The organism is Pandoraea aquatica, assembly GCF_902459565.1.
Taxonomy (GTDB): domain Bacteria; phylum Pseudomonadota; class Gammaproteobacteria; order Burkholderiales; family Burkholderiaceae; genus Pandoraea; species Pandoraea aquatica.
Map to the genome: position 1 here is coordinate 332,947 of NZ_CABPSN010000001.1, position 18,130 is coordinate 351,076.

Annotated in this window: 17 protein-coding genes; 7 read left to right on the forward strand and 10 right to left on the reverse strand. The window is 62.3% G+C overall.

Features of this window, described 5'->3' with window-relative positions:
* Nucleotides 1–42: 42 nt before the first annotated feature.
* Nucleotides 43–1,758: a malate dehydrogenase (quinone) gene (mqo, locus tag PAQ31011_RS01340; RefSeq protein WP_150574133.1), complete on the reverse strand. Its 1,716-nt coding sequence runs from the start codon at nucleotides 1,756–1,758 to the stop codon at nucleotides 43–45.
* Nucleotides 1,759–2,196: 438 nt separating this feature from the next.
* Between mqo and PAQ31011_RS01345 the strand changes: the two genes are divergently transcribed.
* Nucleotides 2,197–2,568: a VOC family protein gene (locus tag PAQ31011_RS01345; RefSeq protein ID WP_150574134.1), complete on the forward strand. Its 372-nt coding sequence runs from the start codon at nucleotides 2,197–2,199 to the stop codon at nucleotides 2,566–2,568.
* On the opposite strand, the gene PAQ31011_RS01350 is transcribed toward PAQ31011_RS01345, so the two are convergent.
* Nucleotides 2,565–3,332, reverse strand: coding sequence for an inositol monophosphatase family protein (locus tag PAQ31011_RS01350; protein WP_150574135.1), 768 nt, complete (start codon nucleotides 3,330–3,332; stop codon nucleotides 2,565–2,567). The two genes, PAQ31011_RS01345 and PAQ31011_RS01350, sit on opposite strands and share 4 nt — an antisense overlap.
* Nucleotides 3,333–3,503: 171 nt before the next feature.
* Here PAQ31011_RS01350 and PAQ31011_RS01355 point away from each other — a divergent pair, with 171 nt between their 5' ends.
* Nucleotides 3,504–3,836: a hypothetical protein gene (locus PAQ31011_RS01355; protein WP_150574136.1), complete on the forward strand. Its 333-nt coding sequence runs from the start codon at nucleotides 3,504–3,506 to the stop codon at nucleotides 3,834–3,836.
* A 55-nt stretch (nucleotides 3,837–3,891) separates the two neighbouring features.
* Here the strand turns inward: PAQ31011_RS01355 and PAQ31011_RS01360 are convergent, their stop codons facing one another.
* Together PAQ31011_RS01360 and PAQ31011_RS01365 are read right to left on the reverse strand one after the other, a co-directional pair.
* Nucleotides 3,892–4,992 (reverse strand): asparaginase, encoded by a 1,101-nt coding sequence (locus tag PAQ31011_RS01360; RefSeq protein ID WP_174989859.1) that lies wholly within the window; start codon nucleotides 4,990–4,992, stop codon nucleotides 3,892–3,894.
* A gap of 149 nt (nucleotides 4,993–5,141) precedes the next feature.
* A complete protein-coding gene (locus PAQ31011_RS01365) occupies nucleotides 5,142–6,062 on the reverse strand; it encodes a PhzF family phenazine biosynthesis protein (protein ID WP_150574137.1) in 921 nt (306 codons plus the stop codon).
* A 208-nt stretch (nucleotides 6,063–6,270) separates the two neighbouring features.
* On the opposite strand from PAQ31011_RS01365, the gene PAQ31011_RS01370 reads away from it, so the two are divergent.
* Nucleotides 6,271–7,125, forward strand: a complete 855-nt coding sequence (locus PAQ31011_RS01370) for an AraC family transcriptional regulator (protein ID WP_150574138.1) — start codon at nucleotides 6,271–6,273, stop codon at nucleotides 7,123–7,125.
* A gap of 27 nt (nucleotides 7,126–7,152) precedes the next feature.
* Here PAQ31011_RS01370 and PAQ31011_RS01375 read toward each other — a convergent pair whose 3' ends face one another.
* Nucleotides 7,153–8,055: a LysR family transcriptional regulator gene (locus PAQ31011_RS01375; RefSeq protein ID WP_150574139.1), complete on the reverse strand. Its 903-nt coding sequence runs from the start codon at nucleotides 8,053–8,055 to the stop codon at nucleotides 7,153–7,155.
* 165 nt (nucleotides 8,056–8,220) lie between these two features.
* On the opposite strand from PAQ31011_RS01375, the gene PAQ31011_RS01380 reads away from it, so the two are divergent.
* From PAQ31011_RS01380 to PAQ31011_RS01390, 3 genes are all read left to right on the forward strand, one after another.
* The gene (locus PAQ31011_RS01380) at nucleotides 8,221–8,955 is read left to right on the forward strand and encodes an SDR family oxidoreductase (protein ID WP_150574140.1); all 735 of its coding nucleotides are present in this window, start codon (nucleotides 8,221–8,223) and stop codon (nucleotides 8,953–8,955) included.
* A gap of 120 nt (nucleotides 8,956–9,075) precedes the next feature.
* On the forward strand, nucleotides 9,076–9,513 hold the full coding sequence (locus PAQ31011_RS01385; protein WP_246179279.1) for a hypothetical protein: 438 nt from the start codon (nucleotides 9,076–9,078) through the stop codon (nucleotides 9,511–9,513).
* 83 nt (nucleotides 9,514–9,596) lie between these two features.
* Complete coding sequence (locus PAQ31011_RS01390; RefSeq protein ID WP_150574142.1) at nucleotides 9,597–10,517, forward strand: SDR family oxidoreductase; 921 nt, start codon at nucleotides 9,597–9,599, stop codon at nucleotides 10,515–10,517.
* 76 nt (nucleotides 10,518–10,593) lie between these two features.
* Here the strand turns inward: PAQ31011_RS01390 and PAQ31011_RS01395 are convergent, their stop codons facing one another.
* From PAQ31011_RS01395 to PAQ31011_RS01415, 5 genes are all read right to left on the reverse strand, one after another.
* Nucleotides 10,594–11,970 carry an aldehyde dehydrogenase family protein gene (locus tag PAQ31011_RS01395; RefSeq protein WP_150574143.1) on the reverse strand — a complete coding sequence of 459 codons (1,377 nt, stop codon included), beginning with the start codon at nucleotides 11,968–11,970 and terminating at the stop codon, nucleotides 10,594–10,596.
* A 133-nt stretch (nucleotides 11,971–12,103) separates the two neighbouring features.
* On the reverse strand, nucleotides 12,104–12,514 hold the full coding sequence (locus tag PAQ31011_RS01400) for a GFA family protein (RefSeq protein ID WP_150574144.1): 411 nt from the start codon (nucleotides 12,512–12,514) through the stop codon (nucleotides 12,104–12,106).
* A 108-nt stretch (nucleotides 12,515–12,622) separates the two neighbouring features.
* Nucleotides 12,623–13,651 (reverse strand): LacI family DNA-binding transcriptional regulator, encoded by a 1,029-nt coding sequence (locus PAQ31011_RS01405; RefSeq protein ID WP_150574145.1) that lies wholly within the window; start codon nucleotides 13,649–13,651, stop codon nucleotides 12,623–12,625.
* A gap of 126 nt (nucleotides 13,652–13,777) precedes the next feature.
* Nucleotides 13,778–14,812 (reverse strand): D-cysteine desulfhydrase family protein, encoded by a 1,035-nt coding sequence (locus PAQ31011_RS01410; protein WP_150574146.1) that lies wholly within the window; start codon nucleotides 14,810–14,812, stop codon nucleotides 13,778–13,780.
* Between the two features lie 46 nt (nucleotides 14,813–14,858).
* Nucleotides 14,859–16,895: a penicillin-binding protein 1A gene (locus PAQ31011_RS01415; RefSeq protein ID WP_246179370.1), complete on the reverse strand. Its 2,037-nt coding sequence runs from the start codon at nucleotides 16,893–16,895 to the stop codon at nucleotides 14,859–14,861.
* A 244-nt stretch (nucleotides 16,896–17,139) separates the two neighbouring features.
* Here PAQ31011_RS01415 and PAQ31011_RS01420 point away from each other — a divergent pair, with 244 nt between their 5' ends.
* Nucleotides 17,140–18,102, forward strand: coding sequence for a LysR family transcriptional regulator (locus PAQ31011_RS01420; protein ID WP_246179280.1), 963 nt, complete (start codon nucleotides 17,140–17,142; stop codon nucleotides 18,100–18,102).
* The last annotated feature ends 28 nt before the right edge of the window (nucleotides 18,103–18,130 follow it).

Genomic DNA, 18,130 nt, shown 5'->3' on the forward strand with positions numbered 1-18,130 from the left:
AATATCCCGGAACCCTTTTCGCTTCGTGCTACGTGAAGGCGATTACAGCGCCATGTCCGGCGTCTTCTTCACGACACCCGGATTCGTCATCGGCGCATTGTCCGGCACAACGCCGTTCAGACTCGGCGGTGCGATGGCCAGTTGCAGCGTTTCGGCCGTCGTCGCCCACTCGGTGGCGAGCATCTGCGGATTGTCGTGGAGCTTCTTGCCGTAGCTCGGCACGATCTCGCGAATCTTCTGTTGCCACGCGGGCGTCTTCATCTGATCCGGGAACACGCGCTCCAGCAACGACAGCATGATGGCCGGCGACGTCGAACCGCCCGGCGATGCGCCCAGCAGAGCCGACACCGTACGGTCGCTCGACACCACGACTTCCGTGCCAAGCTTCAGTACGCCGCCCTTCTCCGGATCGTTCTTGATGATCTGCACGCGCTGACCGGCTTCCCACAGGCGCCAGTCTTCGTTTTTCGCTTCCGGCATGTAATGGCGAAGCGCCGCCATCTTCTCGTCCATCGACAGTCGCAATTGCTGCGCGAGGTACTTCACGAGCGCGAACTCGTGCACGCCGACCTGCAACTGGGGAATGACGTTCGACGGCGTCGCCGCCTTCGCGAGGTCGAAGTACGAGCCGTTCTTGAGGAACTTGCTCGACCAGGTCGCGAACGGCCCGAAGAGGATGACCTTCTTGCCGTCGAGCACGCGGGTGTCCAGATGGGGCACCGACATGGGGGGCGAACCGGTGTCCGCGAGACCGTAGACCTTGGCCAGATGGCGCGAAGCGATCTCGGGCTTTTCGGTGACGAGGAACTCTCCGCCGACCGGGAAACCGCCGTATTGCTTGGCTTCCGGAATGCCCGACAGTTGCAGCAACGGCAGTGCAGCGCCGCCCGCACCGATGAACACATTGCGTGCGTCCACCGTCTGGATCTTGGAGCTGTCGTTCATATCGAACGCGGACACGCGCCAGCTGCCGTCCTCGTTGCGGGTGATCGAGCGGACTTCGTAACCGGTCGAGACCTTCACGCCGGACTTTTCGGTCAGGTGCTTGTAGAACTGACGGGTGATCTCGCCCAGATTGACGTCCGTGCCGAGCGGCGAGCGCGTGGCGGTGACCACTTCGTCGGGCTTGCGCCCTTCCATCATGATCGGGATCCACTCGGCGATCTTCGCCGGGTCGGTCGTCATTTCCATGCCAGCGAACAGCGGCGACGCCTTCAACGCTTCCACACGCTTCTTGATGAACTCGCGGTTCTCTTCGCCGAACACCAGGTTCATGTGCGGCGTGGAGTTGATGAACTCACGCGGATTGCCGAGCACGCCTTGACGCACCTGATGCGACCAGAACTGGCGCGAGATCTGGAAGTTCTCGTTGATGTTGATGGCCTGCGTGATATGGACGTTGCCCTTATCGTCCATCGGCGTGTAGTTCAGCTCGCAAAGCGCCGAGTGACCGGTGCCGGCGTTGTTCCAGCCGTTCGAGCTTTCTTCTGCGACCTTATCCAGACGCTCGAAGACTTCGCAGGTCCAGTTCGGCTCCAGTTCGGACAGATAGACGCCGAGCGTCGCGCTCATGATGCCACCGCCGATCAACAACACGTCGACCTTGCGGTCGGCCTTGGCGGCGCGGTACTGACTGCCGAAGAAGTACGAATATCCGGCCCACACTGCGGCGGCGCCGACGGCGGTGCCCAGGAATTTGCGTCGCGTGAAGCGCTTGCGGCCATTACCTGGCACCGGCTTCTTATCGGTTTGAGTCATGGAATCAGTCACCTTATCAATTACGTGTGGCGTCGCGATTTTCCACACGTCGGGGGGAAAGCGCACGCCTCGCAGGCGCGCTGGCGGGATTCGGACTGATAGACGTCATCCAGCCGGTGTTTCGGCAGATAGCACACGCCGAGCATCGAAAACGCCGGATTGTAGCCGAAACCGCCGAAAACATGGGTGGAAACCCTAATATTGAAGTGGGGTCGGATGAAATTTCTTAAGAAACAACGGCTTCCGACCCCACTTCGACGTCATTTCGACGGACTGCCTGAATATTGGTCAAGCCGAATCGTCTTGATGCTAAGCGTTGGCCGGTCGACGTCCGCTTGCCATCCCAAAACGGGACTTTGTTTTCGAAATGGCGAGAATCCGGCAACATCGATCCGCTTGAATCCTCTTAATACGACCCTAGTCATGTCGGAGCACGCAATGCCGATTTCCATGTCCAGATTGATCCTCTACGTGCGCGAAGTTGAGTTGTTGAAAGCGTTTTATCGGACGCATTTCGCCTTTCCCGTGATCGAAGAAATCGAAAACGAATGGGCGGTGCTCAAAGCGGGTGAAGTCGAGATCGCGCTGCACCGTGTCGGCATGGCATATCGCGATCTGCCGACAAGTGGGGAGATGTCGAACGCGAAGCTCGTCTTTTCGGTGGAGTCGGGTTTGGCGGAGTTACGGGAGACGCTGCTGAAAGCGGGCGTCCAGATGCGCGAAGTGAAACGCTTCGACGGATTCCCGTACGCGTTGTGCGATGGAGTAGATCCCGAGGGCAATGTCTTTCAGCTCTCGCAGCGCGACTAGCTTCGAAAGAGATGGGGGCCGACAACGGTAAGCAATGCGTCGGTCCCGGCGAAGATCGTCTGGCCGCCGCCGTCATACGTCCCATGCGCTTGGATGCTTAAACCGGCTTCACGGCAAATCGCCGCCCCGGCGGCGATGTCCCAGATGCTCGTGTGTCTTTCCAGATAGCCATCGACGAAGCCGAGCGCAGCGAAGCCAAGGCCGATGGTGGCGCACCGATACTCAGCCAAGCCCCAGCCCGACGTCCGTAACGCGTATTCGACCTGCGCGATTTCAGTGGCAGGCCAACGGGCGTTATCGCCGACGGCGGCGAGGTGCACCGACGGGAAGTCGACGATTCGTTCGAACGGCAGCCCGTTGCGTGACAGGCCGCGCCCGCGCGCAGCGCTCAGTGTGATACCCAGCGAGGGATAAGCGATGACGCCGACGACAGCCTCATCGTCCTCGACAAATCCCAGCGACACGCCCCACAGTGGCGATCCGCGCAGAAAGTTGGCGGTTCCGTCGATGGGATCGATGGCCCAGAAGGCGTTCGATCCCTCTCCGCCCATCTCCTCCCCCATCACATCGTCCCCCGGCAATGCCGCCGCCAGCGCCTCGCGAATGCGGCGTTCGATCATCCGGTCGGCTTCGGACACATATTCGCGCGCGCCCTTCTCCTCCAGCGCGAAGCGTCCGCGCGCGTCAAACAATGCAAGCGCCGAGCACGCGGCCTCGTGGACGATGTGCACTGCGACGGCCAATCGTTGGTCAATGTCGTGCATGGCAGAGGTTTGTTGGCTGGCCGGAGACGGTTCGCGACATTCTGGCCCTTCGACGCGACACTTTTGCGTCAGAGACAACGAAGCGGCGTGCGCGCCAGCTTGCCCCGTGCGCCGATGCTATGCTGCAAGTGCATCCGTTCGCATTTCCACTAGCGTCCGACGGAGGTCATCATGACGGAAACCGACGTACTGGCTATCGAACAACGCGCCACGGCGCTCGTGCACGCGCAGGTGCTCGGCATGCTGCTTGCGCACATCAATCATCTCGACGCCACGCCAGCGCCTGCCTTCGATTGCTTCCGGCAGGCTGCAATGGACGAGATCCGGCAATCTCTGGTGAAGCGCTGCGGCATGTCCGGTCCGGCGTACGACGAACTCGAACGGCTCTTCGCGGCCCTCGCCCGCGCGTCTGATGACGTCTTCACCGTCGCCGATCACCACAACGCCCGATTCTTCCGCCAACTGCGCGAACGAAAGGTCACAGAAGAGCCTGCGCTGGACTGACTCCTGCGGCGAAACACCAACGTCTCGTCAAAGTCAGTCCGACACAAAACACGCGTCAGTACGTGGCGTCGAACGCCTTCTGCACCTTGTCTGCGGCGCTCACGCCATTGCCGATAAGGAGTTGCGTCAGCACGCGGGCCTTCTGCGGATTCAGATCGTACGAGACGACGAACCCGGTCTTGTCGTCGGAGACTTCGACATTACGGTTAACGAACCCGGCCCCGACACGCGACGACCGGACCACGACGATGCCCTTGCGCGCAGCGGCTTCGAGCGCGTCGAGTGCCGCTTTGGACGCATTGCCATCGCCCACGCCCGCGAGCACGATGCCCTTGGCGTCGCGTCGCACCGCGTCATCGATCTGGGTGGCATCCATGTCGGCATGTGCGTAGACGATGTCGACGCGCGGCAAACCGGCGTTGGGGACTGCCAGCGCACCTTTTCGTCCCGCCGGTGCTGCGGCGAGATAGCGGATCGACGCAGGATCGACGTATCCGAGCGGCCCGCCGTTCGGGTTTTGAAACGTCTGCACCGACGTGGTATTCGTCTTGGTGACCCAGCGCGGCGAGTGAATCGTGTCGTTCAGGACGACGAGCACGCCCCGGTTGCGAGACTGCGCACTAGCCGCCACTTCGACCGCTTCGTAGAGATTGCCCGGACCGTCGGCACTCACCGCCGTACTCGGACGCATGGAGCCGACCAGCACGACCGGCTGGCTGGTCGCGAGCACGTTATCGAGGAAGAACGCCGTTTCCTCCATGGTATCGGTGCCGTGCGTGATCACGATGCCGTCGGCCTCGTTACGCTCGAATGCCTGCTTGATGCGCGCGGCCAACTGATACCAGACCTTGCTGTTCATGTCCTGCGAGCCGATGTTCGAAATCTGCTCCGCTTTGATCGTGGCCAGCTTGTCCAGACCAGGCACGCTGGCCGTCAGTTGCTCTCCCGTCACGCCGCCGGCGTTATAGCCGATGGCCGAGCGTGCGTCGCCGGTGCTGGCGATCGTGCCGCCGGTCGCGAGCACGAGAATACGTGGCTTGGGTTGCGCCGTATCGGCGGCGGTGGCCGTCACGGCGTAACCGCCGGCGCTCAACGTCAGTGCGGCAATCGCGATCGAGTGCATCAGAGCCTGGCGGGGGGTCTTCGACGATGTCATGAATTCGCTCCTGTTATGTCGTTTATCGAGCATCGCGCCGAGAGCTGGCGCGATGTCCGACATATTGACAATTTTTGGACTGCGAAGGAAGAGGTCGAAGCTTCCCATCAGGTTGACGATTCAGTCGTCGTCGATGGCCCCCTACCGCCTCATGCATGCGGCTCCAGCATGGCGAATTCGACCGCACCGCTGATCCAGCAACCCGAGTCGCGATGGCCGGGTTCGCGTAGCGCCACGCGTATGCAGGACGGACGGCCCATTGCAAAACCCTGGTAGACACGCATGGTCGACTCGCCGTTTGCCAGCAGGCCGTAATGCAGCACGCCATAAAGCGTGGCAGCAGCGGCGATGCCCGTGGCGGCATCTTCCGGATAGCCCGAGGAACGCGGAAACTGGCGCGCATGCAATTCCAGCGGCCGAGTGCGCTCGACGGCAAACGGATAAAGGCCGGTCGAATCGAGGCCGTCGCACAGGGCGGCGACTGCGCCGAAGTTCGGCGTAAGCGTGTTCAGCTTTTCCACTGTGCGAAGGGGAATCAGCGTTTTCGTACGGCTGGTGCGCGCATTCACAATGCCCATCGGTGCCAGATCGTCCGCACCGATGCCAAGCACTTCGCAAATGGCCTCCACCAGCGTTGGGTCGTCCACTGGTTCGACGACGCCACGCGGCTGGCCCACGTCGATCCGCTGCGTCGCCTCGTCGAAACGTACGTCGACCAGACCGCTGAGTGTTTCAATCGTCGCGCTTGCCGTCGTCCAGCGGCCCGCTTCACGCAGCAACCACATCGCACCGAGGGTGGCGTGACCGCACATCTCCATCTCATGCGCTGGGACGAAAAATCGTAGACGAACCGTATTGCGCGGGTCGCTGGCTCGACAGACGAAGGCGCTTTCATGGCCGTAGCGGGCGGCAATAGCCCTCATGTCGTCGGACGACAGGCTGTCGGCGTCGAACACGACGGGTGCCGGGTTGCCGCCACCGGCACCGGCGGAAAACACGTTGACGAAGCGCAGATCCGGCGTGGGCGTCTGCACTGAGGAAATATGGGGAACAAGGCTTGGGGTGGTCATCGGACACTCCTGATGGCAAGTGGCGCAAGCATGCCCAACGTCGGAACAACAGTCGCCGCCCATCGGGCCAGAACATGCGTCCGATCGGGCCAAACCTCGCTCAGGCTGGTACCACCGACGCGTTGGACAAAGACTATACTGGTCGCCTGCACGCCGGAATATGTGCTGGCAACGTTGCCAACCGGCCTGCCCCGCCAAGGAACCGAGAGTGAAGCCTTATCCCACCGCATCGCGTCATTTGCACGGAGATCGCATCGCCGATGTCCGGCATGTGAGCGTCGGTGAATACCGCACGCACCCTCACGCGCATGACGACGAGTACATGTTCTTGCTGCCCCGCACCGGGCAACTCGTGCTCAACGTCGAATCGAATATCGCACCGGTGCGCGTCGCGCCGAAGTCCTTCGTCGTGGTGCCGCCTCAGCGTGTTCACGATACGCGGGGCTACCGGCCCGGACAGTCGCACGTCGCCGTCTATGTCGCGAGCGATTTTGTGGCGTTTTGCGAGCGTAAGGCACGGCGCAAGCTCGCGTGCGAGCGCATCTCGATCTGGTCGGCACCGCTGGGTCTCCTCGATGCGGTACGCGTGGCAAGCGACGCGCGCACGCCAAACGATATGCCGGTGCCCGATCTGGCAGCCTTCCGCGCAGATCTCGCTGTCCGTATGCTTGCGGCGAGTTGCGTTGAAGCCGGTCTGACGTCCGCGCCGATCTCACCAGGTCGCCGCGATGCCCACGCCGAGATGGTGCGAGATATCCGGACGTTTCTGGACGCAACGCTCGATCAACCCGTCACGCTCGATCGCATCGCCTATGAGTTCGGCCTTTCACGGCGCACGTTGACGCGGATTTTCCGGGACGCCACGGGCGAGTCCGTTGTCGATTACCAGTCGCGACGACGCGTGGAAATTGCCGCAACCTTGCTTCGCGCGCCCGGCATGACGGTGCTTGCTGTCGCCGCGGCTGTCGGACTGGACTCTCCGTCCTATCTCGCGCGACTGTTCAGACAACACGGCTATGCGCCGCCGAACGCCTTCAAGCACGACGTATCCGATATCGACTGATCCTCGCAGGCTCGCAACTTCACACGCTCAGCGGCCTTTGTCCTGAACGCGCGCGAATTGCGCCGAGAGCCACTCGGTGAAGACTTTCACACGACGCGACAATTGACGGCTATGCGGGTAAAGCACCGAAACCGGCATCGACGGCGGTGGATAGTCCGCCAGAACGATCTGCAACCGGCCGTCCCCCAACTCGTTTTCGATACGATATCGCGGCACCTGAACGAGCCCCAGACCGGCGAGCGCCGCACCGGTGTACAAGTCCGCGCCGTTCACGGAAACCGTCGATTTCAACCGCCGGGTGACGTATTCGCCGTCGAGTCGAAAGTCCAGCGGCACGGGACGCCCGGTTGCGCTGGACACGTAGTCGACGGCAACGTGCGTCGCCAGATCGTCGAGTGTGTCCGGCGTGCCATATCGCTGCAAATACGCCGGACTGGCGACCGTGACCTGCTCCATCGTCGCGACCTGCTTGCCGACTAGCGACGAATCTTGCAAGACGCCCGCGCGCAGCACGCAGTCCACCCCCTCCCTGACCATGTCGATCAGCCGGTCGTCCTCGCCAACGTGCAGGGCGATGCCGGGGTAGGCGTCGAGAAAGGTGCCGAGCGTGGGCATGATGAAGTGTTTGGCGAGCGTCCCCTGAAGATTCACCCGTAACAGCCCTTTCGGCGGCGCGCTGCGGAATGCCCCGTCGGTCTCCTCCAGATCGGCCAGCAGCCGCACGCATCGACGGTAGTACTCCTCTCCCTCCAGCGTCAGCCGTACCTGGCGTGTGGTGCGCTCCAGCAACCGCACGCCGATGCGTGCCTCCAGCCGCTTGATCAGGTTAGTGACGGTCGCGCGCGGAATTTGCAAATCGTCGGCCGCGAGCGAGAAGCTGTGCCGGTCGGCGATGCGTACGAAAACCTGCATTTCCTGAAATCGGTCCATGGTGTTTCGGTCCCCCGGGGTGTTGCCGGCAATCCGTGCCGCTGCCCGCCATAGTGCCATCGATTTGTTAAAGCAAATGGAATTCTGAAAACAAATCGCCCCCAATGATCTTTCAAATGGAATGAACCAGAATGTCTTCACCGACCACCTGAACTGGAAACCACCATGAAAACGTCTCAAATTGCGCTGATCACCGGTGCTTCGCGCGGCATTGGCGCCACCATCGCCCGCCGCCTCGCACGTGACGGCTTCTCCGTCGCCATCAACTACGCCTCGAACGCCGTCGAGGCCGATGCGCTGGTGGCCGAACTGGTCAACGCCGGGACCGCCGCCATCGCCGTGAAGGCCGACGTCTCGAAGTCGGCCGAGGTCAAGGCGATGTTCGACACGGTCGAGCAGCAGCTCGGCAAGATCGACGTGCTAGTGAACAACGCCGGGATTCTCAAGACGGCCCCCCTCGCGCAAACCAGCGACGAACTGTACGAGCAGAACTTCGCGATCAACACGCGCGGCGTCTTCAATACGCTGCGCGAAGCCGCGACGCGCATGAACGAAGGCGGTCACATCGTCAATGTGTCGAGCACCACGCTTGGCCTGAACATGCCGGGCTACGCCATTTACAACGGCACCAAGGCGGCTGTGGAGTCGTTCACGCGAGTGTTCGCCAAGGAGCTGCGCGGGCGTCGCATCACCGTCAACGCCGTTGCACCGGGCCCGGTGGCGACCGAATTGTTTCTGAACGGCAAGACCGACGAGCAGATTCAGACCTTTGCCAAGATGCCGCCGCTCGAACGCCTCGGGCAGCCCGACGATATCGCCAACGTCGTGGCGTTTCTCGCCGGCCCGGACAGCGGTTGGGTCAATGGCCAGGTGCTGCGCGCCAACGGCGGCGTCGTCTGAGCGTTCCCAGCCATGAAGCGCTTTCGCCAAGCCGCCATGCTGCTATCGAGCCTCTCGCTAATCGCATTGATTGGCGCGACAGCAGCATGTGCGCGGACTGATCAGCAGGAGACGCCGTCCATGAAACCCAGCGTGACCTATTTGCACTTGCTGCGTCACACCCCGTTTTTCACCGAGTTGACGACCGACCAGTTGCGCTGGGTCATCGGACACTCGCGCGAGTGGGAGGTGACCAAGGGGCAACCCATCGCCACACCGGAAAGCCCGAAAGATTTCGACGGGTACTGGATCCTGCTGGATGGCGGATGGGATCTGGTCGTGGGTGGGCAACGCTACCCGAGCGGGCACGCCGATCCGGGGAAGTGGTTCAACCGTGATCGGGTGAGCGGCCGCGATTACCGACTCGTCGCCAACGATCACAGTTACGTCATGCATATTGCCGCCGCCGATATGGACGACATGCTGGCGCGAGGTTTCAGGTTTGACCGACACCTCGCCGCCGGAAAGCAGTTTTACAGCGGTCTCAAGGCCACTAACGGGTCGTCTGCCGCGCAGTAAGGCGTCTGCACCGAATCCATCGAATTCAAACTGAGTTTTCTCCGCCCATTTCTCACCTTAGCTCACCTTAGGGAGCCGTCGTCATGTCTCATACCCAGCCTCAAACCATTCTGATTACCGGTGCCTCGTCGGGCTTTGGCCTGATGACCGCCCAAGCGCTGGCCAAAGCCGGTCACACCGTCTACGCCTCCATGCGTGACACCTCGGGCAGAAATGCCCCGCGCGTGGCCGAAGTGGCCCAATGGGCGTCTGACAATGCTGTGGACCTGCGCACCGTCGAGCTGGACGTGCAGTCGGAAGCGTCGGCTGCTGCCGCCATCGAGCACGTGCTCGCCGACGCGGGCGGTCTGGACGTCCTCATCCACAACGCGGGGCATATGGTCTTCGGGCCTGCCGAAGCTTTCACGCCTGAACAAATGATTCAGCAGTACGACGTCAACGTGCTCGGTGCGCAACGCGTCAACCGTGCTGCCCTGCCGCACCTGCGCAAGCAAGGCCGTGCGCTGATGCTGTGGGTGGGCTCGTCGTCGACGCGGGGCGGTACGCCACCGTTCCTCGCACCGTACTTCGCCGCGAAGGCCGCGATGGATGCGCTGGCTGTGTCGTATTCGACCGAGCTTTCGCGCTGGGGTATCGAGACGACCATCATGGTGCCGGGCGCATTCACCAAGGGAACGAACCACTTCGCCCATTCGGGCAAGCCCGCCGATGCACATATCGCCGCTGAGTACGAGCAAGGGCCGTATGCGGGTGTGGCGGAAACCGCTCTTAAGGGGCTTGCAGGCCTGGAACCGGCAGACGCGGACCCTGCAGACGTGGCCCGTGAGATCGTGCGTGTCGTCGGACTGCCGCACGGCCGTCGCCCGTTCCGCGTGCACGTCGATCCGTCGCAAGACGGCGCGGAGGTCGTCAACGCGGTAGCCGACCGTATGCGCCGTGAAATATACAACGCCATCGATCTCGGCGACTTGCTGTCGCCCCGCCAGACGGCGGCGCAGTCCTGAGCGACTGACGCACAGGCAAAGATGCGGAATCCCTTTCACGGCGATTCCGCATCTTTGGCTCTGGCCTAACCTAAGCTCAGCCGACGTCTGCCACGCGAATCAGCTTGCGATTCAGAAACTCGCCCATCCCGATCTCCGACAGCTCACGCCCGAAGCCGGAGTTCTTTACGCCACCGAACGGCAGCCCCGGCGAATCGGCAAAGCACGAGTTGATGTAGACCATGCCGGAATCGATATGCGACGCGATGCGCCGGGCGCTATCCACGTCGGCATCGAACACGTAGCCGCCCAGGCCGTAAGGTGTGGCGTTGGCCAGCTCGATGGCCTCTTCCTCGGTGTCCACGACGTAGAACGACAGCACCGGTCCGAAGGCTTCCTGCGTATAGAGCGGGTTTTGCGCGTCGATGTCGGTGATGATCGTCGGTTCGAGATAGAAGCCAGGGCGCGCGACGCGCTTGCCGCCGAAGACGATGCGCCCCCCTGCGGCCTCGGCGTCCTCGATCTGCTTGAGCAGCCCATTCAGCGCACGTTCGCTCACGAGCGGGCCGAGCAGCGTGTCCGCATCGGTCGGATCACCCACCTTGATGGCGGCGAACTTCTCCCGCAGCGCCGTCAGCATTTGCTCGCCGCGCTCGCGTCCGATCACGATGACGCGCTTGATGTTGACGCACCCTTGTCCGGAGTTGAACGTACGGCCCATCACAATCTGCTCGACGGCGTGGTCCAACGGCGCGCCCGGCATCACAATCGCGGGATCGCTGCCCCCAAGCTCCAGAATGACCTTCTTCAGATTGCGCCCGGCACGCTCGCCCACGGACGTGCCGGCGCGCTCGCTCCCTGTCAGGGCAACGCCGCGCACGCGGAAGTCGTCGATCAGCTTGCCGATCTGGTCGATGCTGCAAAAGAGATTGGTGTAAGCGCCCTGCGGTGCCCCCGCCTCTTCGAACAGGCGCGCGAACGCCAGCGCGCATTGCGGCACGTTCTCCGCATGCTTCATCAGCACCACGTTGCCTGCGATCAGTTGCGGTGCAGCCACGCGGACCAACTGGTAGTACGGGAAATTCCACGGCTCGATGGCGAGGATCACGCCGATGGGCTCGGACAGCAGCACAGCCCCCGGTTCCCCCGGCAGCGCCTGAGCGGCTAGCAGGCGTTCGCCATTGGCCGCGTAGTAATCGAGAATGTCCGCGACGAGATCGATCTCCATGTAGCCGAAGCGCGTCACCTTGCCCATCTCAAGCGTCGGATAGGTGACGTATTCGTCGCGCTTCTCGCGCAGGATCTTCGCGGCACGCGCAATGACGGCGATGCGCTCGGCTACCGGCCGGAAACGCCAGTCCTCGCGATACAGCTTGTCGGCCGTCTCCAGGGCGGCGAAGACCTCGGCGTCGGATTGAATCGGAAACGCTTTCAGAAGTTGGCCCGTTGCGGGGTTGATGCTTTGGAAGCTCATGAGAAAACTCCTTGCAATGGATGCGTTAGCTGAGAGCGTCGGGGCCACCTGGCCTCGACAATAACGTAATGAAAATGCTGGATCGAAAACGTTTTCGATTTCGGGTAAAACAACGCCCTATGGCGTGAAGCCATCAGGCCGGAGGGGCTTGCGTGAAGCGAGACGTGCCTTCGGGAGACACATGCCACGCGACGGCGCAGTCCGTGTAGATCTCCGCTTGTGGACGAATACCCGCCTTGTCGTCGAGCGTGCCCGCCTTGACCAACACGATGCCGGGAAGGTTCGAGGCCTTCGTGAACACAGGCGAGCCGCAGTTCCCGCAGAAGTGTCGGTAGGACGGCGTCCCGCTATCCCCGATGTCGACGAGGAACTTCGTCTCGCCCGTCTGCTCGTAGTCCGACTCGCTGACCAACAGGTTGACCGAAAACGCACTGCCGCTCGCCTTCTGGCAATGCGTGCAATGACAAATCACGGTCGCTTGCGGTGCATCCTTCAACGTGTAACGGACGGTGTCGCACAGGCAGCTTCCTTCGCGTACTTTCATAGGTCTGTTCTTCATCAAGCGGTTGGAATCGAAAACGATTTCGTTAATAGTGTCAAAAAATGGCCATGCGATAGCACGACCGTAAGAGGCCCGATATGGTCGACGCTACTAAGCGCCGACCGCGCCGCCATGAGAGGCACGCAGGATCAACTCCGGCGACCACACTTCTTGCAGCGTTTCGATGGGCCTGCCATCGAGATGCGCCAGCAGCAATTGCACCATGCGCTTGCCCGCTTCCACCGTCGGTGCGGAGAATGTCGTCAGCGGCGGATTCAGGTACGGACCCAGCGGATGGTTGTCGCAGCCGATCACGCCGATGTCGGCACCGGGACGTCGCCCCGTTTCGACGATCGCCTGCATCGCGCCGCTCGCGATCAGATCGTGCCCGCACATGAATGCCGTCGGCGGGTGCTTCATGCTCAGCAGTTGCCGTGCGCCCTTCAATCCGCCCTCTTCCGACAGATCGCACTCCACGACAAGATCCGGATCGAACGGGAGCTTCGCCGCGTCCAGCGCGGCAAGATAGCCCTCTCGCAGATGCTGACTGAGCATGAGGTAGCCCGGCGTAGAGAGCAATCCGATGCGACGATGTCCCAGACCGATAAAGCGCGCGGTACCGTTGCGTCCGGCCACGGTCCGGTCGATATCGACATAGGGAAACGGATCGCCCGTCTCGCTTCGCCCCAGTGTCACGAACGGAATCCCGCGATCCTGGAGCAACTGGATTCGGGCATCGTCGCGCCGCGTCCTGCCGAACATCACGGCATCGACACGCTGACGCTCGACCAGGCGGTGAAAGCTCTCAACTTCCGATTCCACCGTCCGCGCCGTGACGATGACCAGTTGGAACGGTGTGTTCTCCAACCCCTGATCGATGCCCATCAGCAGATCGAGGAAAAACGGCTGCGCGAAGTGAGCTTGCGGTGGCGACAGCACAAAGCCGATCGTCTCCGACGACCCCATGCGCAACCGTCGGCCTGCCGGATCGGGCGAGAACCCCAGGCCGCTCGCAGCTTCCAGCACCCTCTGCTTCGTCGCTTCGCTTACGTCCGAGCGGCCGTTCAGGGCCTTCGAGACCGTAGACACGGAAAGGCCCAGATGGCGTGCGAGTTCGACGATGTTGGTCCGCTGTTTCATTGCAGGTTTCGTAGTTTGCTGACACCGAAAACGTTTTCGATGAGGCGAACTATAGCAGATACGAAACGATCTTGCCGGCCGCACCGCTTTGTACTGACCGGCTGGCCGTCAAATGGCCGTCGCTGTCTACGCTAACGTGTCGCGGTAAGCGAAGAGGCCCGGCACGCCGCCCGTGGCGACGAACAGGACGTCTGCCCCAGCGGGAATGAGGTCGTTCCCGATATCGGCCAGCAGCCCAGAGAACGCCTTCCCCGAGTACACAGGGTCTAACAGAATGCCTTCGGTTCTGGCCAGCAGCCGGACCGCGTCGACCATGGCCTGCGTGGGAATGCCATAGGCTGCGCCCCGATAGCCGCCGTCGACGACGACGTCGACGTGCGCATCCACGTCCGCCGGGTTCCCGCCGAGCAACTCCAGCGCCTTGCGCGCCAACGCGGCCGTCTTGGCATGTGTCGTGTCACGGTCCGCCAGCACCGAATAAGCCTTTACTCGCCCACCGCGCTGACCGGCAAACGTCAACCCGGCGATCAGTCCGGCCTGCGTGCCGTGGCTGCCGTTGGGGATCACGATATGACGGAATTCGACGGCGTTCTCTGCTTCGAATTCGAGAATCTCCTGAGCGCACTTCGCATACCCCAACGTCCCCAGCGGCGATGAGCCACCGGCAGGAATGACCATCACACGACGCCCGGCAGACGCCAGCTCGGCCGCCCTTGCGTTGGCGACGGCCATGACGTCTCGATCCGACGCCACGACCGTCAACGTCGCCCCGAAGATCCGGTCGAGCAGTACGTTTCCGCCTTCGCGGTACTCGGTGCTCTGAATGGGCACCATGTCCGAGAGAAACAGTTCGCAAGCGAGGCCGAGTTTCGCGCACGCGGCCGCCGTGAGTCGCGCGTGATTCGACTGAATGCCGCCTACGGTAATCACCGTGTCGGCGCGCTCGGCCTGCGCCTGTCCGAGCAAGAACGTCAGCTTGCGGAGCTTGTTGCCGCCGTTACCGATGTCGCCGATATCGTCGCGCTTGACGAAGATCCGGATGCCACGCGATTGCGCGCCACACGCCTGTTCGAGACGCTCGACGCGCGTAACGGGCGTGGACAGACGCGTCAGCGCGACGGTCGGAAATTTGCTGAGTGCCGAAGCCAGTGATGAAATCAAAACGCCTCCTCGCGCGGCCACACGTGCCAACGCAGAGCATGGTGAATTACGGTTGAAGGAAATATTGGAGAATTCGCTGCCGTTCCTGCGAGGCCGTCTCCGGTGGACGACTTACCGGCGTGCGCTCAGCGGCGTCGGCGTGCGACGCCGCTTCGGGTGGGTGCTCGGGCGACGCGTCTTCACGGCGCACGACATCACCATCCTCGGACAGTTTCTCGACGAAGCCATGCCCCGGCGTGGAGCCACGGGCGTAAGGCACGCCGTCGATCTCGACGATGCTCTGCGGCGGTACTAGGTCCGCCTCGGGAACGTCCGTGAGCACGCGTCCCATGAAGTCGATCCACATCGGCAGCGCCGTCTTCGATCCCCATTCCCCGGGACCGAGCGAGCGCGGCGAATCGAACCCCATCCAGGCGACGGCGGCAATCGTGTTCTGGAATCCGCCGAACCAGCCGTCTCGGTAGTCGTTGGTGGTCCCGGTCTTGCCCGCGAGATCGTTGCGCTTCAGGACGCGCGTGGCAGACGCCGTGCCTCGTTGTGCGACCTGTCGGAGCATGCCGGACATCAGATAGCTCACGCTCTCGTCAATCACGCGGGCGCGCTGCGGCTTGGCCTCGTACTGCACCGCCCCACTCGAATCGACGACTTTGGCGATCAGATAGGGACTGACGCGATACCCCCCGTTCGCAAAGACGCTGTAACCCACCGCCATCTCAAGCGGTGACACCGCGCCTGCGCCAAGTGCCATCGGCAAGTTGGCGGGGATCATCGCTTCGCGGAAGCCGAAGTTCCGAACGATGTAGTCCTTCGCCCGTTGCGGCCCCACGGCTTGCGCGAGACGAATCGCGACGAAGTTGCGCGAGCGCGTCAGCGCGGTGCCGAGGGGAATCTCCCCCAGTTCCCGACCATCGGGCTTCGGTCGCCATATCGGCGCGTCAGGCGCAGGTCTGATCACCACCGGGACGTCGTACACGGCAGTCGTTGGGCCGTAGCCGTCCGCGAGCGCGGCTGCATATAGAAACGGCTTGAATGCCGACCCAGGTTGCCGCGAAATTTGCGTGACGCGATTGAAGTGCTGCCCGGAGACCCCGTTGTCGCCGACCATCGCCAGAATTGCACCGTCTTCCGGCGCGACGGCGACGAGCGCTGCCTGAACGCCCGGCCAGCGAGGGTGACGACGCTCATACGCCTTGACGCCGTCCGCGACGGACTGCGCAGCGGCGCGTTGCTTCTCCGGATCGATCGTCGTCCAGACGTGCAACCCCGACTCATACGCGTCGTCGCCGAATGCGCTCACCATCAGCCGACGCACCGTTTCGTTGACGGACGACGCCGGAACGTTCGGGCGAGACCGTTCGGGTGGCATAAACGCCGGCGCTTTCACCGCCAACGCGTATTCCTCGTGGGTTACGACACCGGCGCTCTGCATGCGCGCCAGCACAGCAAGCTGTCGCTCTCTGGCACCGGCCGGATTGACGATGGGGTTCAGCGCGGCAGGCGCTTTGGGAAGCCCGGCAAGCATGGCGCACTCATCGAGCGTCAGGTCACCCACGGCCTTTTCGTAATAGACCCGGGCGGCGGCCGCAAAACCATACGCGCGTTCCCCCAGGTAGACCTGATTCATGTACAGCGTGAGGATCTGGGGCTTGGTCAATGCCTTCTCGATCTTGATGGCGAGCAAGATTTCGTAGAGCTTTCGCGCGTAAGTCTTTTGACGCGTGAGAAAGAAGTTGCGAGCGAGCTGCATCGTGATGGTGCTGGCACCCTGCGCTTTTCCTCCGTGCATGACGTTCACGAAAGTGGCGCGCGCCAGCCCCGGAAAATCAACGCCCTCGTGTTCGAAGAAATGCACGTCCTCAGTCGCAAGCAATGCATTGCGCAACCGCGCGGGGATCTCTTCATATTTCAATGGGATTCGCTTCTCGATCCCATACTCCGCAAGCAGCTCACCATTCGCCGAGTAAATGCGCATCGGCTCCGTCGGCCGGTATTCGGCCAGCGAGGCGACGTTGGGAAGTTCGGGGTAGACCACCACCACGATGTAGGCGGCGATGGCACCTACGCAGCTCACCCCGGCCACCATCAAGATCAAGAGGAGATTTTTCCAGCGAAAAAACTTGTCCGGCATCAGAACCCTATTCCGTCATCAGGCATTCGTTTCCCGACAAAATGGCTTATGCTAATTCGCACGTCATGCACGTCACTCACGATCAGCGCGACCCTGCAAACGGCCATTTCATTGGCGCGACCCAAGGATGGTCTAAAAATCGCGCAGATGTGACAAGCGACGATTTCTTACTTTGGAGTTAGATCAACTAATGCGAAACATGGTCGACGCGTCTTTGCTCGGCGCATTGCGCTCATTCGCGGTGGCGGCAAAGCTGCTCAGCTTTACGCGGGCGGCAGACGCGCTCAGCCTGACGCAAAGCGCCATCAGTCAGCAAATGCGTCAGTTGGAACGTCGTCTGGGGTACCCACTGTTCGTGCGCGGGCATCGAAGTCTGGCGCTGACCTCGGAAGGAGTGACGTTGCTCGAAGGCGCACAGCGGGCGTTCGACGAAATCGAATCGACGCTGGCGAGCATTTCCAATGCGGCCACACCGGTGAAGGTCGGGTGCTGCCCGTCGTTTGCGCTGCACTGGCTGGTGTCACGGCTGTCGCAGTATCACCACCACGACGAGCGCAACCCGGTGCAGTTGATGGCCGAGTTCGGCGCGCTCGGGGTCGCAACGGACAACATCACGGAAATCGATCTGGCGATCCGGTACTGCGCCGAGATCCCGGGCACGTCCGGTAACCGGGCCGGATTGTTCGACGAGTGGCTGATCCCCGTGGCAACGCCCGCCTACATCCAGCGCACACCGATACTGGCCGAGGGACGCATCGATGCGTCCTGCGTACTGCTCCACGATGCGTTTGCGTGGCCGGGCGCGGAAGCGTCGGCGGAATGGCAGGCCTGGATGCAGGCGATCCGGCCCGATTGGCTGCCCTTTGTGAACGGACCGCGCTTCAATCTGGCGAGCATGGCGTATAGCGCAGCGCTCAATCATCAGGGCGTCGCCATCGGCCGCGCCTCACTGATTGTGGATGAACTGGCAGACGGACGACTCGTGCCGGTTCTGCCAGTGGCGGTTCGCTCGCCAGCAAGCTACTGGACGGTGACGCGCAATCGCGAGTCACCGTCGGTCGGCGTGTTCGAAGCGTGGCTGGCGACTCAGGCGGCGCAATTCGTGCAAGGCCGCACGTCGGCGTTGTCGAAGATGGGCATCGATCTGTACGAAGCGTCCTAATGCGTGCCTTCCCGAAAGAGACGGCACG